This is a genomic window from Mesorhizobium sp. CU3, assembly GCF_006442965.1.
Classification (GTDB): domain Bacteria; phylum Pseudomonadota; class Alphaproteobacteria; order Rhizobiales; family Rhizobiaceae; genus Mesorhizobium.
In genome coordinates this window covers 233,493-247,674 of the sequence record NZ_VFWX01000004.1, presented here as the reverse complement: position 1 = coordinate 247,674, position 14,182 = coordinate 233,493, and the positions used below count along the sequence as shown (strand labels likewise).

The 14,182-nt window shown below is 62.5% G+C and carries 15 protein-coding genes; 6 read left to right on the top strand and 9 right to left on the bottom strand.

The window, feature by feature from the left end; translation table 11 throughout:
• Positions 1–22: 22 nt before the first annotated feature.
• The 8 genes from FJ988_RS08920 to FJ988_RS08885 all read right to left on the bottom strand — a co-directional run bounded on the left by FJ988_RS08920 (position 23) and on the right by FJ988_RS08885 (position 7,237).
• Entirely contained in the window at positions 23–718 is a 696-nt protein-coding gene (locus FJ988_RS08920; RefSeq protein ID WP_140816569.1) for a GntR family transcriptional regulator, read from the bottom strand.
• 195 nt (positions 719–913) lie between these two features.
• Positions 914–1,432: a hypothetical protein gene (locus FJ988_RS08915; protein WP_140816566.1), complete on the bottom strand. Its 519-nt coding sequence runs from the start codon at positions 1,430–1,432 to the stop codon at positions 914–916.
• Between the two features lie 30 nt (positions 1,433–1,462).
• Positions 1,463–1,864, bottom strand: a complete 402-nt coding sequence (locus FJ988_RS08910) for a RidA family protein (protein WP_140816564.1) — start codon at positions 1,862–1,864, stop codon at positions 1,463–1,465.
• Positions 1,865–1,976: 112 nt separating this feature from the next.
• The gene (locus tag FJ988_RS08905; RefSeq protein WP_246688481.1) at positions 1,977–2,393 is read right to left on the bottom strand and encodes a cupin domain-containing protein; all 417 of its coding nucleotides are present in this window, start codon (positions 2,391–2,393) and stop codon (positions 1,977–1,979) included.
• Positions 2,394–2,496: 103 nt separating this feature from the next.
• On the bottom strand, positions 2,497–3,438 hold the full coding sequence (locus FJ988_RS08900) for a VOC family protein (RefSeq protein WP_140816559.1): 942 nt from the start codon (positions 3,436–3,438) through the stop codon (positions 2,497–2,499).
• A gap of 11 nt (positions 3,439–3,449) precedes the next feature.
• Positions 3,450–5,816, bottom strand: a complete 2,367-nt coding sequence (locus tag FJ988_RS08895; protein WP_140816557.1) for a xanthine dehydrogenase family protein molybdopterin-binding subunit — start codon at positions 5,814–5,816, stop codon at positions 3,450–3,452.
• A complete protein-coding gene (locus FJ988_RS08890; protein ID WP_140816555.1) occupies positions 5,813–6,307 on the bottom strand; it encodes a (2Fe-2S)-binding protein in 495 nt (164 codons plus the stop codon). Before FJ988_RS08890 ends, FJ988_RS08895 begins: the two co-directional genes overlap by 4 nt.
• 9 nt (positions 6,308–6,316) lie before the next feature.
• On the bottom strand, positions 6,317–7,237 hold the full coding sequence (locus FJ988_RS08885) for a xanthine dehydrogenase family protein subunit M (RefSeq protein ID WP_181183472.1): 921 nt from the start codon (positions 7,235–7,237) through the stop codon (positions 6,317–6,319).
• Between the two features lie 204 nt (positions 7,238–7,441).
• On the opposite strand from FJ988_RS08885, the gene FJ988_RS08880 reads away from it, so the two are divergent.
• The gene (locus FJ988_RS08880; RefSeq protein ID WP_140816551.1) at positions 7,442–8,293 is read left to right on the top strand and encodes a fumarylacetoacetate hydrolase family protein; all 852 of its coding nucleotides are present in this window, start codon (positions 7,442–7,444) and stop codon (positions 8,291–8,293) included.
• 33 nt (positions 8,294–8,326) lie between these two features.
• On the top strand, positions 8,327–8,614 hold the full coding sequence (locus tag FJ988_RS08875) for a DUF1330 domain-containing protein (RefSeq protein ID WP_140816549.1): 288 nt from the start codon (positions 8,327–8,329) through the stop codon (positions 8,612–8,614).
• Between the two features lie 11 nt (positions 8,615–8,625).
• Here FJ988_RS08875 and FJ988_RS08870 read toward each other — a convergent pair whose 3' ends face one another.
• A complete protein-coding gene (locus FJ988_RS08870) occupies positions 8,626–10,032 on the bottom strand; it encodes a GMC oxidoreductase (protein WP_140816547.1) in 1,407 nt (468 codons plus the stop codon).
• A gap of 124 nt (positions 10,033–10,156) precedes the next feature.
• Here FJ988_RS08870 and torT point away from each other — a divergent pair, with 124 nt between their 5' ends.
• The 4 genes from torT to FJ988_RS08850 all read left to right on the top strand — a co-directional run bounded on the left by torT (position 10,157) and on the right by FJ988_RS08850 (position 14,172).
• Positions 10,157–11,251, top strand: a complete 1,095-nt coding sequence (gene torT / locus FJ988_RS08865; RefSeq protein WP_181183471.1) for a TMAO reductase system periplasmic protein TorT — start codon at positions 10,157–10,159, stop codon at positions 11,249–11,251.
• Positions 11,252–11,328: 77 nt separating this feature from the next.
• On the top strand, positions 11,329–11,910 hold the full coding sequence (locus FJ988_RS08860; RefSeq protein WP_181183470.1) for a carboxymuconolactone decarboxylase family protein: 582 nt from the start codon (positions 11,329–11,331) through the stop codon (positions 11,908–11,910).
• Positions 11,911–11,948: 38 nt separating this feature from the next.
• Complete coding sequence (locus FJ988_RS08855) at positions 11,949–12,518, top strand: carboxymuconolactone decarboxylase family protein (protein ID WP_140816541.1); 570 nt, start codon at positions 11,949–11,951, stop codon at positions 12,516–12,518.
• 121 nt (positions 12,519–12,639) lie between these two features.
• Positions 12,640–14,172 (top strand): sugar ABC transporter ATP-binding protein, encoded by a 1,533-nt coding sequence (locus FJ988_RS08850; protein WP_140816539.1) that lies wholly within the window; start codon positions 12,640–12,642, stop codon positions 14,170–14,172.
• The last annotated feature ends 10 nt before the right edge of the window (positions 14,173–14,182 follow it).

The following is a 14,182-nucleotide window of genomic DNA, read 5'->3' as shown; positions in this document are numbered from 1 at the left end:
CGCGTTCCTTGCCGCCCCACGCTCAGCCGGGTCCGGCTTCCATGATGCGGCGGCGCAGGCTTTCGATATGCGCGGACATCGCCTCTGCCGCGGCTTTAGGGTCGCGGTTGACGATCGCGGCAAGCAGGCTGCCATGCTCGTTGCCGGTGAGCTTGAAATCGTGGAACTGCCACAGCGGCAGGAACCATATGCGCGACATCCGCTCGTGAATGCTCTTGAGGAAGTCGGCCAGCAGCCGATTGCCGGTCGCCTCGGCAACCTTCACGTGGAACTGGCGATCGAGTTCCATCAGTTTCGTGGTGTTGGCCGAATCGCGGAGCGCTTCATAGCTGCCGTAAATCTCCTTGAGTGCCACAAGGTCATGATCACGTATCTTCTCGGCGCATTGGGCCGCGCAATAGGGTTCGACCAGCGCCCGCGCCTCAAGCGCCAGGAAGATCTCGCTGAGCGAGTCCGAGCGCACCAGAACGCCCTTGCGCGGAATGATCTCGACCAGCCCCTCTTGCTGAAGCCTGTGTAGCGCCTGATGAACCGGCGTGCGGCCAAGTCCGAGGTCGCTCGATACCTGGGTTTCCTGGAGGAATTGCCCGGGAACGTATTGCGCCGATATCAGCTTTTCCTTGATCTGTTCATAGGCCTGTTCGGTCAGGTTTTTCGTGGGTACTGAAGTGGCCCGGCCTCCGCGGCTCGCGGCCGGCTTCCTCGTGCGATTTTTCATCTGATATTTGATCCCGATTCACGACGCCATTTGGAAATGCTTTTGGCACAAGCATAATATATCAAAAAAATATGAGAAATGAATGTGTCTTTAAAAGATCGGTTGGTTGGCCCTCTGTCGACATTTTGTCGAGCCAGCGGAGCCAACCTAAATCTAGTGTCGGCGGACGGACAGCCAAGGCCCCAACTCGGCAATCTAAGCCGGCGTGCGGGGGCCAGCGCGTTCAGTCGGCCCGAACATTAGCTTGGCCCAGCTCACGAGATTGGCATCCGGCCGTGCTGAAGCGGCAACGCGGAAGCCATGGCCAATGTCGGCAGCGTCCGTGAATCCGGCGAGGAATTGGGCAATGTCGCCTTCGACGACGCTTTGCACCAGCCGGGAGAAATCGCTGCCTGCGCCGGTTTCGATCGTGTAGGTAACGCGGGTTCCCGCATCGATCGCCGAGAGCATCAACCGCGCCCACACATTGGCCTCGCCGTTGCCGAACCGGCACGTGAGCCCAAAGCAATCGGGCGCTTGTGTTTCGGTCAGTTCGAGCTTGCCGACCGGCGGCTCGTCGGGTGACGGCGATACCGAGGTCGCCGACCCGTGCTCGGATATGCGCGTCGGTTCCGTGCTGTCCGGGATGCGGATTTGCAGGATGCGCGGATCCTTCAGCGCGATCCGCACGCGCGCCGGTGGCGCTTCGATGACATATTCGCCCGAAAGATCCATGCTGTCATCTCCGGGGCCGGCGCAGAATCGTCAGTAGCTTCCCTTGCCGAGATGGGCGATGCCTTCGATCTCGATCAGGATTTCCGGGCTTGCGAGGCTGCTGACCTCGACCAGCGTGCAAGCCGGGAAATCACCCTGGAAGAATTCCTTGCGGGCCTTCCAGACCTGTTCGCGATGTTCGATGCGGGTCACATAGATCGTCAGCTTGACGAAGTCGGACATCCGGCCTCCCGCCGCTTCGACGAGCGCCTTGTGCTTTTCCAGGATGACCTTGGTCTGGGTGTATTCGTCGCTGCCGAGGATCGTCTTGAAGTCCGGGCCGCGCGCGGTCAGGCCGGACATGTAGGCGATGCCGTCCACGACCAGGCAGTTCGACCACAGGCCGGCGGCCGCCTCGGTCACCTTGTCGGTGATAACTCGCTGTATCGTCATGAGATTCTCCTTGTCGTGAGCGTCGATCACAAGCCCTCCTCATCAAACTTGGGTAGGGCAGGGCGAGCGACGGCGGTTCTTTGTTGAGGCGCCGCTTTGGCGTTCGCGGGGATCAGTCCTTCTGATCGCCGGCGAGGAAACCGCCGATCGTGTCGTCGGTGTGGAACGACGGTTTGTCGTAATAATGCGGTCCGTCATAGACCTCGATCAGCCGGCATTTGGTGCGCGCAACCGTCGGTCCGTGCGGATGATCCTTGGGGTTCATGTAGAAGGACCCCTGCTTCAGCAGGATGTCGCTGTCGGTGTATTCGTACTCGCCTTCCAGGCAGTACATGAACTGGTTCGACGCGTGCGAGTGCTTGATCGGGATGCCACCACCGGGCTCGTATTCGAGGATGGCTATGCTGGCGCCGGTCTTTTCGTTCTTCCATAGGAAATACTGGCGGAAGCCGTACTCCGGAAAGTCGAGCCAGTTTTCCGCGACAAGCTCTTCCTGTCCGATCAGGACTTCGAGGGTTTCTGGCGTCATATGTTCAGTCTCCTTGGACATGCGAGCCGCTTGGGAGGATGCGGCATTGTTTTTTGATTTCAGCGCTTTGGCTAACCACGCTGAGAAGTCTGCCCGCCTGTTGTCAGTCGAAGAAGGAGGGCGGCGGCGCCATGCCCCACTGCGTCGTCTCGTGGGCGCCGCCGACGAAGCGGACGGGCACGTAGTCGTCGTTGATCAGGTCGGTGTCGGTGTAGTGTTCGACGCGGAAGCCGAAGGGATCGAGCCAGTAGTCGTAGATCAGGCTGCCGAGATAGTGCCGCCCGACACCGGCATCGAGGTTCCAGCCCTTGCCGACGAGGTAGTCATGCCCGGCGGTCACCGCGTCGAGGTCGAGAACTTCATAGGAGCTGTGATGGCAGCCGAAGAACTTCGACTGGTTGATCAGGATGGCGTGGTGCTCGACATATTCCTGGCCGCGGTCGTAGCGCAGGAACGTGCCGACGGTGATCGGCTCGGGCTCGGCGGGAGCGCAGATATAGTCGGCCGGCACCAGCGCGAAATGCTGCATGAACCAATTGATCTCGCTGATGGCGTCCGGGACCCACAGCACGAAATGGCCGATGCGCAGAACCGGCGTAGGCTCGGGCCGCTGCCGCACCGCCGAATTGTGCCGGAGATGCTCGGAGGCAAAGTTCATCCGGTAGGAGCGCCGCACCGTCATCTCCGGCACGCTGGCCACGCCATGCTCCAGCCAGATCGTGTGCTTGTTTGGCGTCGTCAGCGTCACGCGCAGGCCGCCGCCCGGCTCGTCTATCTTCTCGATCGAAGAGGCGCCCGGAATCTGCGTCGCTTTCTCCAGTTCCTCGATCGTCGCGACCTTGAAGGCGCCGCCGAGGAATTTGTTCTCCGAACCGAGGCGGGCGACGTGGACGTGATGGTTGGCGCCGGTGCCGCGCATGTAGAGAGCCTTGTCGGTGCGGGCCGAGCGGGTCATGCCGAAATCGAGCAGGAAGCGCTCCATGAGGTCGAGGTCATCGACCTGGTAGGCGGTGTAGGCGACGTCCAACAGGTTCACTTTGCTCATGGTCGGATCCTTTAGAGGTGTTGGCCGGATACGCGCGAACTGCCCTTGGCGGCCTGGTCGCCATGGCGAAGCGCCCACAGCACCTTGTCGGCCGACATCGGCAGGGAGTGGATGCGGATGCCGACCGCGTCGTAGACGGCGTTTGCGATCGAAGGCGCCGGATTGACGAGCCCGGCTTCCCCGACACCCTTGGCGCCATAGGGGCCGGCGGGAAGGGGATCCTCGACCAGCAGATTGTCCATATCCGGAACGTCCATCGTCGTGGGCAGCCGATAGGTGAGCAGGCTGTCGCTCAGCACCTCGCCGCTGACCGGATCGATGACGAAATCTTCGGTCAGTGCAAAGCCGATGCCCTGGACCGCGCTGCCTTCCAGCTGCGCTTCGACGAGTAGCGGGTTGATGGCGCGGCCGATGTCGTGCGCCACGACATATCTGGCCACCGTCACCTGTCCCGTTTCGGTGTCGACCTCGACTTCGGCGAACGCCGCTTGATGGTTGGGGTGATGCGAGGTGGAAAGATAGGAGCCGGTGGCGACGATCTGTCCGCCTTCGGCACCGAAATTGTAGATCGCGTCGTAGGCGATCTCGCGCACATCGAAGCCGATCTTCGGATTGTCGGTGAGGAACACGCGGCCTTCGCGCACGTCGATCTGCTCGGCCGTGGCGGAAACCTGGCGCAGCTCGAATTTGGCGACGGCGAGCGCCTTGATCTGGTCCTTGACCTTGGCGCCGGCCGCGGCCACCGCATTGCCGATCACCAGCATCGAGCGGCTGGCATGGGAGCCAATGTCGAACATGGTGACATCGGTATCGCCGGTGGTGACCCTGACCTGCTCGTAGCGCAGCCCGCTCGATTCTGCGCCGACCTGGGCCAGTGCGCCAAGAATGCCCTGGCCCATCTCGCAGGGGCTGACGATCAGGTTGAGCGTGCCGTCGCTCAGCACCTTCATGACGGCGCTGGAATGCTCCAGCAAGAACCCGCCGGCGCCGCTGGCATGGGTGAGGATCGACATGCCGACGCCGCGACGATAGCGGCCTTCCCGCTTTTCGCCCCAGCCCGTCCATTTCTGGCTCCAACCGAAGCGCTCGGCCCCGAGCCGAATGCATTCCTCGAGCTTGGTATGTTCGAGCACCGACGGCACGAAGCAACTCGGATCGCCTACCTGCTTGAGATTCCTCAGGCGGAACTCCATCGGGTCCATGCCGATCTTCTCGGCCAGGCGGTCCAGCGCCTGCTGGAACACGAATGCACCTTCCGGATTGCCGTAGCCGCGGAAGCCGCTGGTCGTCGGCGTGTTCGTGTAGGCGACAGTCAGGTGGCCGCGGATGTTGTCGCAGCGCAGCAGCCCAAGCGTCTTTTGCATGTTGACGATTGAGGTCGTGGCGCTGTGCGAGAGATAGGCGCCGGCATCGGAGACGATCTTTTGCTCGACGGCAAGAAGCTTGCCGTCTTTGGTCGCCGCGACGCGGATCGTCTGATGCTGGTCGGTGCGGGAACTGTAACCGGAGAAATCCTCCTCACGCGTCGAGGTGACTCGCACGGGCCGCTTCGACGCGCGCGCCAAGAGCACGGCGACCGGCTCCACGCCAAGCGCCAGCCGCGCGCCAAAGCCGCCGCCGATGGTCGGCGAAATCCACCTGATGTCGCCGTCGTCGAGATCGGTGAAGACGCGCCGGGTGAGGTGCTTTTTGGCCAGATGCGGGCCTTGCGAGGGCGAGACGATCACCAGCCGGGAATCCGCTTCGAAATAGGCGATCGCCGCGTCCGTCTCCAGATGCAGATGCTTCTGCCGCGAATTGACGCCCGAGAACTCGGCCACCGCATCGGCCTCGGCGAATGCCTTGTCGACGTCGCCGGTGTTGAACGGATGATCCATCTCGAAGGCGACATTTGCCTTGACGTCGTCATGCACCTTCGGCGCGTCCTTCGCCATCGCCGAGAAAGGGTCGAGGACCGCCGGCAGGACCTCGTATTCGACCTCGATCAGTTCCAGCGCGCGCTCGGCGGCATAGATGTCCTCGGCCGCTACCGCGGCGATCCAGTCGCCGACATAGCGAGCTTTCTCGGAGAGGATGTACTGGTCCTGCCGCTCGCCGCTGAAGGCGAATTCCGGCAGCGCCTCGGCCATCGTCGAACGCGAGAATTTCTGCTCCGGACAGTCTTTGTGGGTCAGCACGCAGACAACGCCTGGAAGAGCCTTGGCCTTCGATATGTCGATCGACTTGATCAGCGCATGCGCATGGGGACTGCGCAGTATCCGGCCTTCCAACATGCCGGGAATGACGAGATCTTCCGTGTACTTGGCTTCGCCGGTCACCTTGCCGGCCAGGTCCGGCTTCGGCATGCGCTTGCCGACATAGGACAGATGCTCGCTCATGCCGTCACCTCGCGCGCGGCGACGATCTTCTGTGCGGCGTCGAGCACCGCGTCGACGATCTTCACATAGCCCGTGCAACGGCAGACATTGCCGGAAAGGCCACGGTTCACATCGTCTCGGGTGGGGCGAGGGTTGGCTTCCAGCAGGGCGGTCGCCGACATCAGCATGCCTGCGGTGCAGAAGCCGCACTGCGACGCGCAATGATCGATGAATGCCTGCTGCAGCGGATGCAGTTCGCCGTCCGCGGCCCGCAAGCCCTCGACCGTGCGGATATCCTTGTTCTGCGCCGTGATCGCCAGCGTCAGGCATGAGCAGACGGGAAGCCCTTCGACGAGCACGGTGCAGGCGCCGCAATTGCCGCTGGCGCAGGCCCGCTTGGTGCCGGTCAAGCCGATCTTTTCGCGGATGACGTCAACGAGCAGCATCTGCGGCTCGATGATCGCCTCCCTGACCCTGCCGTTGATTTTGAACGAACCGATCTGTCGAGCCATCGGGACCTCTCAAAACGCAAGATGAGCGTCTTCGGCGGGATCATGGCGCGAGCGCGCCCGGCTCGCCGCCTGTTCCAGCACGTCACGCGCCAGAAGCCGGATCCATTCGCTGCGGATCTCCTCGACCCAGGCGGCGTCGGTCATCGGCTCCACGGCCTTCGCGGCGATCTCGGCAGCCGCCTCGTAGGCGGCGTGGCCGGCCGATTGGCCTCTGAGCACCGTTTCGGCCTTAGCGATGCGGACCGGCTTGGCGCCGACCGATCCGATCACCAACGTGGCGTCGACGATCGTCTCCTTGTCCGCGTCCAGCGCGACATAGGCAGCGGCATTGATCTTGTGCAGATCGTTCGATCGGCGACGCGCCTTGTAGATCTTCTTGAAGGCGCTGCCGGCATCGGCAAGCGGCGGCGGAACGAAAATGGATGTCACCATTTCACCGCGCCCCAGGGCCGTCATCCTGGGGCCGATGTAAAAGTCGTCAATCGGCAGTTCGCGATCGCTGCGCCCGTCGCCGATGCGAATGACAGCGCGATGCGCGTAAAGGGAAGTCGGCAGATCGTAGTAGGGAACGGCGCTGCAAAGATTGCCCACCACCGTACCCATGTTCATGATGTGCGGCGGGTGAAGCTGCTCGATCGCTTCATGAAGCGCTGCCCAGCGCTTGCCGACCCAGATGTGATTGGCGAGCTGACGTATCTTGACCTGGGCTCCGAACTCCAGCCCGTGCTTGGGATGCGCCCGAAAGCCACCCAGGCCGCCCACACCCATGATGCTGACGAGGCGTCTGTAGCGCACTTCGCCGCGGCGCATGCTCAGGACCAGTTCGCAGCCGCCGGCAAAGAGACGGGAGCCCTCGGCCGCGGCTAGCCCGAGCGCCTCGTCGATGGTGGACGGCTCCACGAATTCAAAGGGTTGGATGACCCTTCCCATGCTGGATCTTCTCCCGTTCCAGGCGGCTGCGCTCAATGGCATCGCCTGAATTCACTTGCACACTACAGATATTTTACGTGCATATCAAGCGTTGACAGATGCGCTTTTGACCGTATGGAATGCGTGAGGCATTCCGCCCGCGGGCATGGGCCGGACACCCGGGCGGCCAAACCCCGGAGTGCGCAGAGATGAGGGAGCACGCTTGTGAAACTGTTGCGGTATGGAGAGCCTGGCCAGGAACGCCCGGCGTTGCTCGACAGTGGCGGCGAACTTCGCGACATCAGCGCGGTGTTGCCTGATCTCGGCGGTGAGAATCTCTCGGACGGCACGCTGGCGCGGTTGGCCGCAACCGATCCTGCGACGCTTCCCAAGGTAGACGGTTCGCCGCGTATCGGGCCATGCGTCGCGGGCGTCGGGAAGTTCATCTGCATCGGGCTTAACTATGCCGACCACGCGGCCGAGACCGGCAAGAGCGTTCCGCCCGAACCCGTCATCTTCATGAAGGCGACGTCGGCGATCTGCGGCCCCAACGATCCGATCGAGATTCCGCGCGGTTCGGCGAAGGCGGATTGGGAGGTCGAGCTCGGCATCGTCATCGGCAAGCGCGCCAAATACGTATCCGAGGCACAGGCGCTTGAGCACGTCGCCGGCTATTGCACGATCAACGACGTTTCCGAGCGCGCCTTCCAGTCCGAAATGCAAGGGCAGTGGACCAAGGGCAAGAGCCACGACACGTTCGGTCCCATCGGTCCCTGGCTGGTGACGCGCGACGAGGTGACCGATCCCCAGAACCTGGCGCTCTGGTGCGAGGTCGATGGGCACCGCTATCAGGATGGTTCGACGCGCACCATGGTCTACGGGGTGGCCTTTCTCGTCGCCTATCTCAGCCGCTTCATGACGCTCGAGCCCGGCGATATCATTGCCACCGGCACGCCGCCCGGCGTCGGGCTTGGCATAAAGCCGGCCCCGGTGTTTCTTAAGGCCGGGCAGCGGGTGCGGCTGGAGGTCCAAGGACTGGGCATCCAGGAGCACCTTACCATCGTCGCTCGCGCTTGAACGACGCGATCCAATTCGCAGGGGAAATTCCAAATGGCCGCCTATTTCATCGCTCACGGGACGCTCAAGAATCCGGAAAAGATGCTTGAATATGTCGACCGTTCCGGTCCCATCGTGGCTCGTTACGGCGGCGAGTTCATTTCCGTCGGCGAGGTCAAGGCCGTGCTGACGGGAAACCATCGCCACAAGCGGACGGCGATCTTCAAGTTCCCCGACGTGGCGTCGATCGAGGCCTGGTACAACAGCGACGATTATCGGGCGCTTTGGCCGCTTCGCAACGAGGCCGGCGATTTCGACTTCATCGCTGTCGAGGAATACTGATCCGACGCTTTTCAAGCGACGCCGCTTCGGCCCAGGATGCGATCGGCGGTCCTGAGTGCCTGGGCGACCGTGGTGAATGTCGGATTGCCGGCATTGGACGTTCCGAGGACGGAATTGTCCGCCACAAAGATGTTCTCGTAGCGCCACAGCTTGCCGTAGCGGTCGACCACGGACTCGCCGTCGTCCTTCTCGCCCATGCGGCATGAGCCCATGAAATGGGTCGAGCCGCCCGCCGGATAGATGCTGGGCGTCCAGCCCGCCTGCACGTCCCCGACTTCGGACGCGATGAGGAAGTGCTCGGCCATCGCCGCGCCGATGCGTTCGCGATCATCCCTGGAGAAGCCGAACGCCGCGTCGGTGTGAGGCAGGCCGAACGGGTCAACTCGTTCATGGTCGAAGATGAAGCGGTTTTCGGGCGTGACGTCCATTGCGACGAAGGTGAAGATGTCCGAGGTGTCGACCTCCCTGATGCCGGGGGCCAGCCGGCCTCCGTCGGAACTCAGCGTGAACCGGCACAGCTGGTTCTGCCAGGGCCTGCCGTGAGAGAACGGAACCCAGATCGAATAGACAGGCTCATCGTCGCGGATCAGCTCGCGAATGTCCTGCTTCAGCGTCACTCTCGATCCGATGCAGACGTGCTCGTGGATATAGCGTCCGAGCGCCGGGCCGGTATCGAGCTTGGACGCAGCGAGGATCTTGGGCGATCCGACGGTGCCGCCGGCGATCACGATCGTGTCGGCGGCGATTTCTATCCGCTCATTTTGATTTGTCCTCAAGGCCGCATGCAACCCGGTCGCTTTGCCGCCATCGGTGAGAACCCCTCTGACGACGCAATCGGTCATGATGCGCAGGTTTGGCAAGCTGCCGGCGCCGCGGAAGAACAGGTCGTCCGATGCCGTGATCTTCAGCCTGTTCTCGATGCGCCGCGCCGCGAAAGGCATCGGCATCACCTCGCGGCCGGCAGGCCTTGCGCCGATCGCTTTCCTGGTCCGCGCCAGCAGCGCCTCGAACATCTTGCCGCTGCCGCCGCCGTTCCGGTCTATATGCATCAGCTCGAGCGCCCGGGCGAAGTAGGGAGCCCATTCGTCCTTACCCATCCAGGTCGGCAGTTCGCCGCTGTCCGGGTAGGGGCAATTGCCCATCCACAGCGCGAACATGCCGCCGGTTCCGTGCGCGACCTTGAGGTCGGCCAGCCGACCGACCGGTTCGCTCGATCCGCTCGGGTAGCTCAGCATTTCACCGTAGATGATATCGCCGACGCGCGAGAGATCGGCTTCGGAATGATAGACATTGCGAACATGCGTGCCGAGCGGATCGAACCATTTCGGTCCGGCCTCGATCACCAGGACATCGCGCCCTGCCGCCGCAAGCTCGCCGGCGACGGCAGACCCGCCCGCGCCCGATCCCACCACAGCCACGTCTGCTCGAAACCGTTGCGCCACCTGCTTGCCCGCTCTCTTGTTGACAGTTTGATGTGTCGCTGATATTCCATTGAAATATCATGAATGTCAATCAAACGTCATGATCCAGAGGGAGCAAAAAATGAACAAGTTGACCAGACTAGCCAGCGGCATGATCGCCGCGACCGCAATCAGTTTCTCCACCCTTTTCTCGGCGCCTGCCAGCGCCGCCGACAGCTGGAAATTCCCGGTGCTCGCGTCCGACCTGAGGCCGTCGGCGATGAAGCCTTTCGAGGGCAAGGAAACGGAGTACCAGTCGCTCGATTCCAGCGAGGTGACGAAGAAGTGGAACCTCTGCTTCCTCGCGCCGCACACGACCAACGACATCCTGCGCGCCTACATCTACGGCACAGTCGAAGAGTCCAAGCGGCTCGGCGCAAAGCTTACCGTGTTCGACGCCGGCGGCTATGGCAATCTCGACAAGCAACTCGCACAGTTCGACGACTGCGTGACGCTCGGCGCCAACGCCATCCTGCTGATGGCCGTGTCGCCGACGGCGTTCAGCCAGAAGATCTCCGAGGCTCGCGCCAAGGGGATCAAGGTGATCGACCTGAACATCGGCGTCGATGCGCCGGTCGATGGCCGCGTGGTCGTCACCTACATCGAAGTGGGCAAGATCCTCGGCCGCGAACTCGCCAAGCTGCATGCGAAGGGTTCGGGTCCGGTTTCCACCGTCGTCATGCCGGGCCCGGCCGGGGTTGCCTGGTCGGAAGACACCGCCAAGGGGTTCGAGAAGGCGATCGAGGGCTCGGATATCAAAACCGAAAAAGTGATCTATGGCGGGTCCAGCCGGCTCGAGCAGCAGCCGCTTGTCGAGGATGCGCTGACCACCTATCCCAAACTGGGTCTGGTCGTCGGCATGGGCACCAGCGTCGAAGCGACGCTCAACGCGCTGCGCGAGCAGGGCCGTGTCGGCTCCATCGCTCTCTACGGCAGTTTCATCACGCCCGATCTCATCCCGGCGATCTCGTCAGGTGACGTGGCGGGCGTCGTGGTGGAGAATTCCATCATCATCAACAAGATGGCCGTCGACATGGCTGTACGGCTTCTTGAAGGCAAGGCAACAATCACCGATGCGGTTCCGGCTGTGACCTTGGTCGACAAGACCAATGTCGACAAGGTGCCGGCAAGCAATTTCGCGCCGGCCGACTGGAAGGTTCAGCTGAAGGTCGACTGACGTCGAAACGTAATGAAGGGCGGCGCGGCCGTGTTCGCGCCGTCCTTCTGCGAAACGATATGATGGGAAAGCATCAAATGGCGCGCATCGAACCTCTCCCGCGGGAACAACTGGCCGAATACGAGCCGATTTTTCAGGGGATGGTCGATTCGATCGGCTATGTGCCGAACAGCTTTCTGACCATGGCGCGCAATCCGGCGCTGCTGAATGCGGTCGGCGCGCTCTCGGACGCGATGTGGTATCCGAAGACGGTCAGCGAGCCGCTGCGTCGTCTGGTGACGTTCGCCTACAGCCACTATGCCGGTTCCTACTACAGTTCGGCTCATTGCGCCTGCGGCGCAGAAGAGCTTGGCCTGCCGCGCGAGAAGATCGAGTCGATTTTCGACTACGAGACCTCGCCGGTCTATTCGGACGCGGAGCGGGCGGTGCTGCGGCTGTGCCGCCACGCGGCCCGAATACCCGGTGAGGTGACCGACAAGGACGTCGAGGATCTGAAGGTTCATTTCAGCGTCGAGACGGTCACCTTCATCGTCGGCCTGATCTGCTTCATGGCCTTCCTGAACAAATGGAACGAGATCGCCAAGACACGGCTCGAGGATGTGCCTTTCGAATGGGCGAAAAGGAATCTCACGGGTCTGGGCTGGCGCCTCGATCGTTGAACCGACCGGAAGGGCCGGGTATGCCGAGAATAGCGCCATTGAACGAGAGCGACGTTCCGCAGTTCGCCGATGTGATTTCGGCGATCCACGCGGATCACGGCTATGTGCCCAACAGCTTCCTGACGCTTGCGCGCAACCCGGCCTTGCTGGGCGCCATGGGTAAATGCGCCGAAGCGCTGTGGTATCCGGATGATATCGAACAGCCGGTGCGGCGCCTGGTCGGCTTCGCCTTCAGCCTGTTCTCGGGATCGATGTACAGCGCGGCTCACCTTGCCTGCGGCGCCGAGGAATTGGGCCTGGCGAGGCAGAAGCTGCTGGCGGTCCGCGACTTCGAGACCTCGGCAGTCTATGACGAGCGCGAACGGGCGCTGCTGCGGCTGTGCCGGAACGCGGCTCGGATGCCCGGCGAGGTGCACGACGCGGACGTTGCCGAACTGCGCAACCACTTCAGCGAGGACGCGATCGTCGTGATCACAGGACTGATCGCCTGGCATGCGCTCCTCAATCGGTGGAACGACATCATGGCGACGACGCTCGAGGACAAACCCCGGCGCTATGCCGAGCAGAATCTGGCGGCGGTAGGCTGGATACTTGGTGCTCATGGTTAGAAACTGAACGTTCCCGAGCGTCGGCAACAGGCGACGGGACCAATTGCCGTCAGGGGATGACGGCACGAATGGGAGTTCGATGACAATGGCCGCAGCCGCGACCCTTGTGAAGGAAAGTTCAATGACGAAACCCGGCGATGCCGCGATGCCGCTTCTTGCGGTAACCGGCATCTCGAAGCGGTTCGGGGTCGTACAGGCGCTCGACACGATGAACTTCGACCTCAAGCGAGGCGAGGTCCACGTCATCTTCGGCGAAAACGGGGCGGGAAAGTCGACGCTGATAAACGTCATCGCCGGCGCCATCCAGCCCGACCAGGGTTCGCTTGCGATCGATGGCAAGGACGTGCGGTTTCGCGACGTGCAGGATGCGCGCAGGCACGGCGTGGCCGCCATGTTTCAGGAGTTCAGCCTCGCGCCGCACCTCAGCGTGGAGGAAAACATCTTCCTCGGGGCCGAACCCAACAATCGTGGGTTCCTGAAGATCGCCGAGCGCCGCGCTCGGGTACGTGATGCGCTGACGCGTTTCGGTTTCTCGATAGAGCCCAAGGCCATGGTCGCGCGCCTGTCGCGCGCCGAACAGCAAATGGTCGAGATGACCAAGGCCCTGCTCACCGACCCGCAGGTTCTCATCCTCGACGAGCCGACGGCTTCGCTGTCGCAGAAGGAAACCGAATCCATGTTCGGGCTGGTCCGGCAGCTTTGCGCGCAGGGCGTCGGCATCATCTACATCACGCATCGCATGAAGGAGATCGAAGCCATCGGCGATCGCGTCACCATCATGCGCGACGGTCGTTTCGTGAAGACGGTCGACGTGGCGACCACCACGCAGAGATCGCTCGTCGAACTCATGACCGGACGCTCCTTCGAGAAATTCTATCCGGAGATCGCCCACGTTCCGGGTGACGTCGCGCTCGAGGTCAAGAACCTGACCACCATGAACGGCTGCGTCTCGAATGTCTCCTTCGCTGTCCGTTCAGGCGAGATACTCGGTCTCGCCGGCCTGGTTGGATGCGGGAAATCCGAGATGATACGTTCGATCTTCGGGCTCGAGCCGGTTCGCTCGGGAACCGTCGAAGTGAACGGCAAGAGCGTGCCGGTCCGTTCGCCCGCAAGGCTCCTGGAGATGGGTGTCGCCTACATACCCTCGGACCGGCGCAATGAAGGGCTGATGCTGTTGCGCCCGACGCGAGAGAACCTGACGCTCTCCTCGCTCGGCCAGGCCGAGTTGTCGCGATCCGGCTGGCTGAAGACGGCTAACGAAAGAAGCTTCGCTACCAGGCTCGGGGAGCGGCTTCGCGTTCGCCCGCTGGAGCTCGACAAGCCGGTGGTGAAATATTCCGGCGGCAATCAACAGAAGATCATGATCGCCAAGGCGATGGGGCGCGAAACGCGTGTCTTCCTGTTCGACGAGCCGACCGTCGGCATCGATGTCTCGGCGCGCGTCGAGGTCTATGGGTTCATCAAGGATCTGGTGGAAGCGGGAGCCGCCGTCATCATCGTCAGCTCGGACCTGCCGGAGGTCGTGAACCTCAGCCATCGCCTGCTGGTCGTGCGCAGCGGCGAGGTCGTCGACCAGATCGACAAGGCCGAAATCTCCGAAGGCCGTGTGCTGCACGGGTTCTTCGGCACCACCAACGAAGCGTCGTCGCACTAGAAAGGTCCAA

Excerpts from the sequence above, each read along its gene's own strand:
- FJ988_RS08920 (WP_140816569.1), bottom strand. The coding sequence starts at position 718 with ATGAAAAATCGCACGAGGAAGCCGGCCGCGAGCCGCGGAGGCCGGGCC.
- FJ988_RS08915 (WP_140816566.1), bottom strand. The coding sequence starts at position 1,432 with ATGGATCTTTCGGGCGAATATGTCATCGAAGCGCCACCGGCGCGCGTG.
- FJ988_RS08910 (WP_140816564.1), bottom strand. The coding sequence starts at position 1,864 with ATGACGATACAGCGAGTTATCACCGACAAGGTGACCGAGGCGGCCGCC.
- FJ988_RS08905 (WP_246688481.1), bottom strand. The coding sequence starts at position 2,393 with ATGACGCCAGAAACCCTCGAAGTCCTGATCGGACAGGAAGAGCTTGTC.
- FJ988_RS08900 (WP_140816559.1), bottom strand. The coding sequence starts at position 3,438 with ATGAGCAAAGTGAACCTGTTGGACGTCGCCTACACCGCCTACCAGGTC.
- FJ988_RS08895 (WP_140816557.1), bottom strand. The coding sequence starts at position 5,816 with ATGAGCGAGCATCTGTCCTATGTCGGCAAGCGCATGCCGAAGCCGGAC.
- FJ988_RS08890 (WP_140816555.1), bottom strand. The coding sequence starts at position 6,307 with ATGGCTCGACAGATCGGTTCGTTCAAAATCAACGGCAGGGTCAGGGAG.
- FJ988_RS08885 (WP_181183472.1), bottom strand. The coding sequence starts at position 7,237 with ATGGGAAGGGTCATCCAACCCTTTGAATTCGTGGAGCCGTCCACCATC.
- FJ988_RS08875 (WP_140816549.1), top strand. The coding sequence starts at position 8,327 with ATGGCCGCCTATTTCATCGCTCACGGGACGCTCAAGAATCCGGAAAAG.
- torT (WP_181183471.1), top strand. The coding sequence starts at position 10,157 with ATGAACAAGTTGACCAGACTAGCCAGCGGCATGATCGCCGCGACCGCA.
- FJ988_RS08860 (WP_181183470.1), top strand. The coding sequence starts at position 11,329 with ATGGCGCGCATCGAACCTCTCCCGCGGGAACAACTGGCCGAATACGAG.
- FJ988_RS08850 (WP_140816539.1), top strand. The coding sequence starts at position 12,640 with ATGACGAAACCCGGCGATGCCGCGATGCCGCTTCTTGCGGTAACCGGC.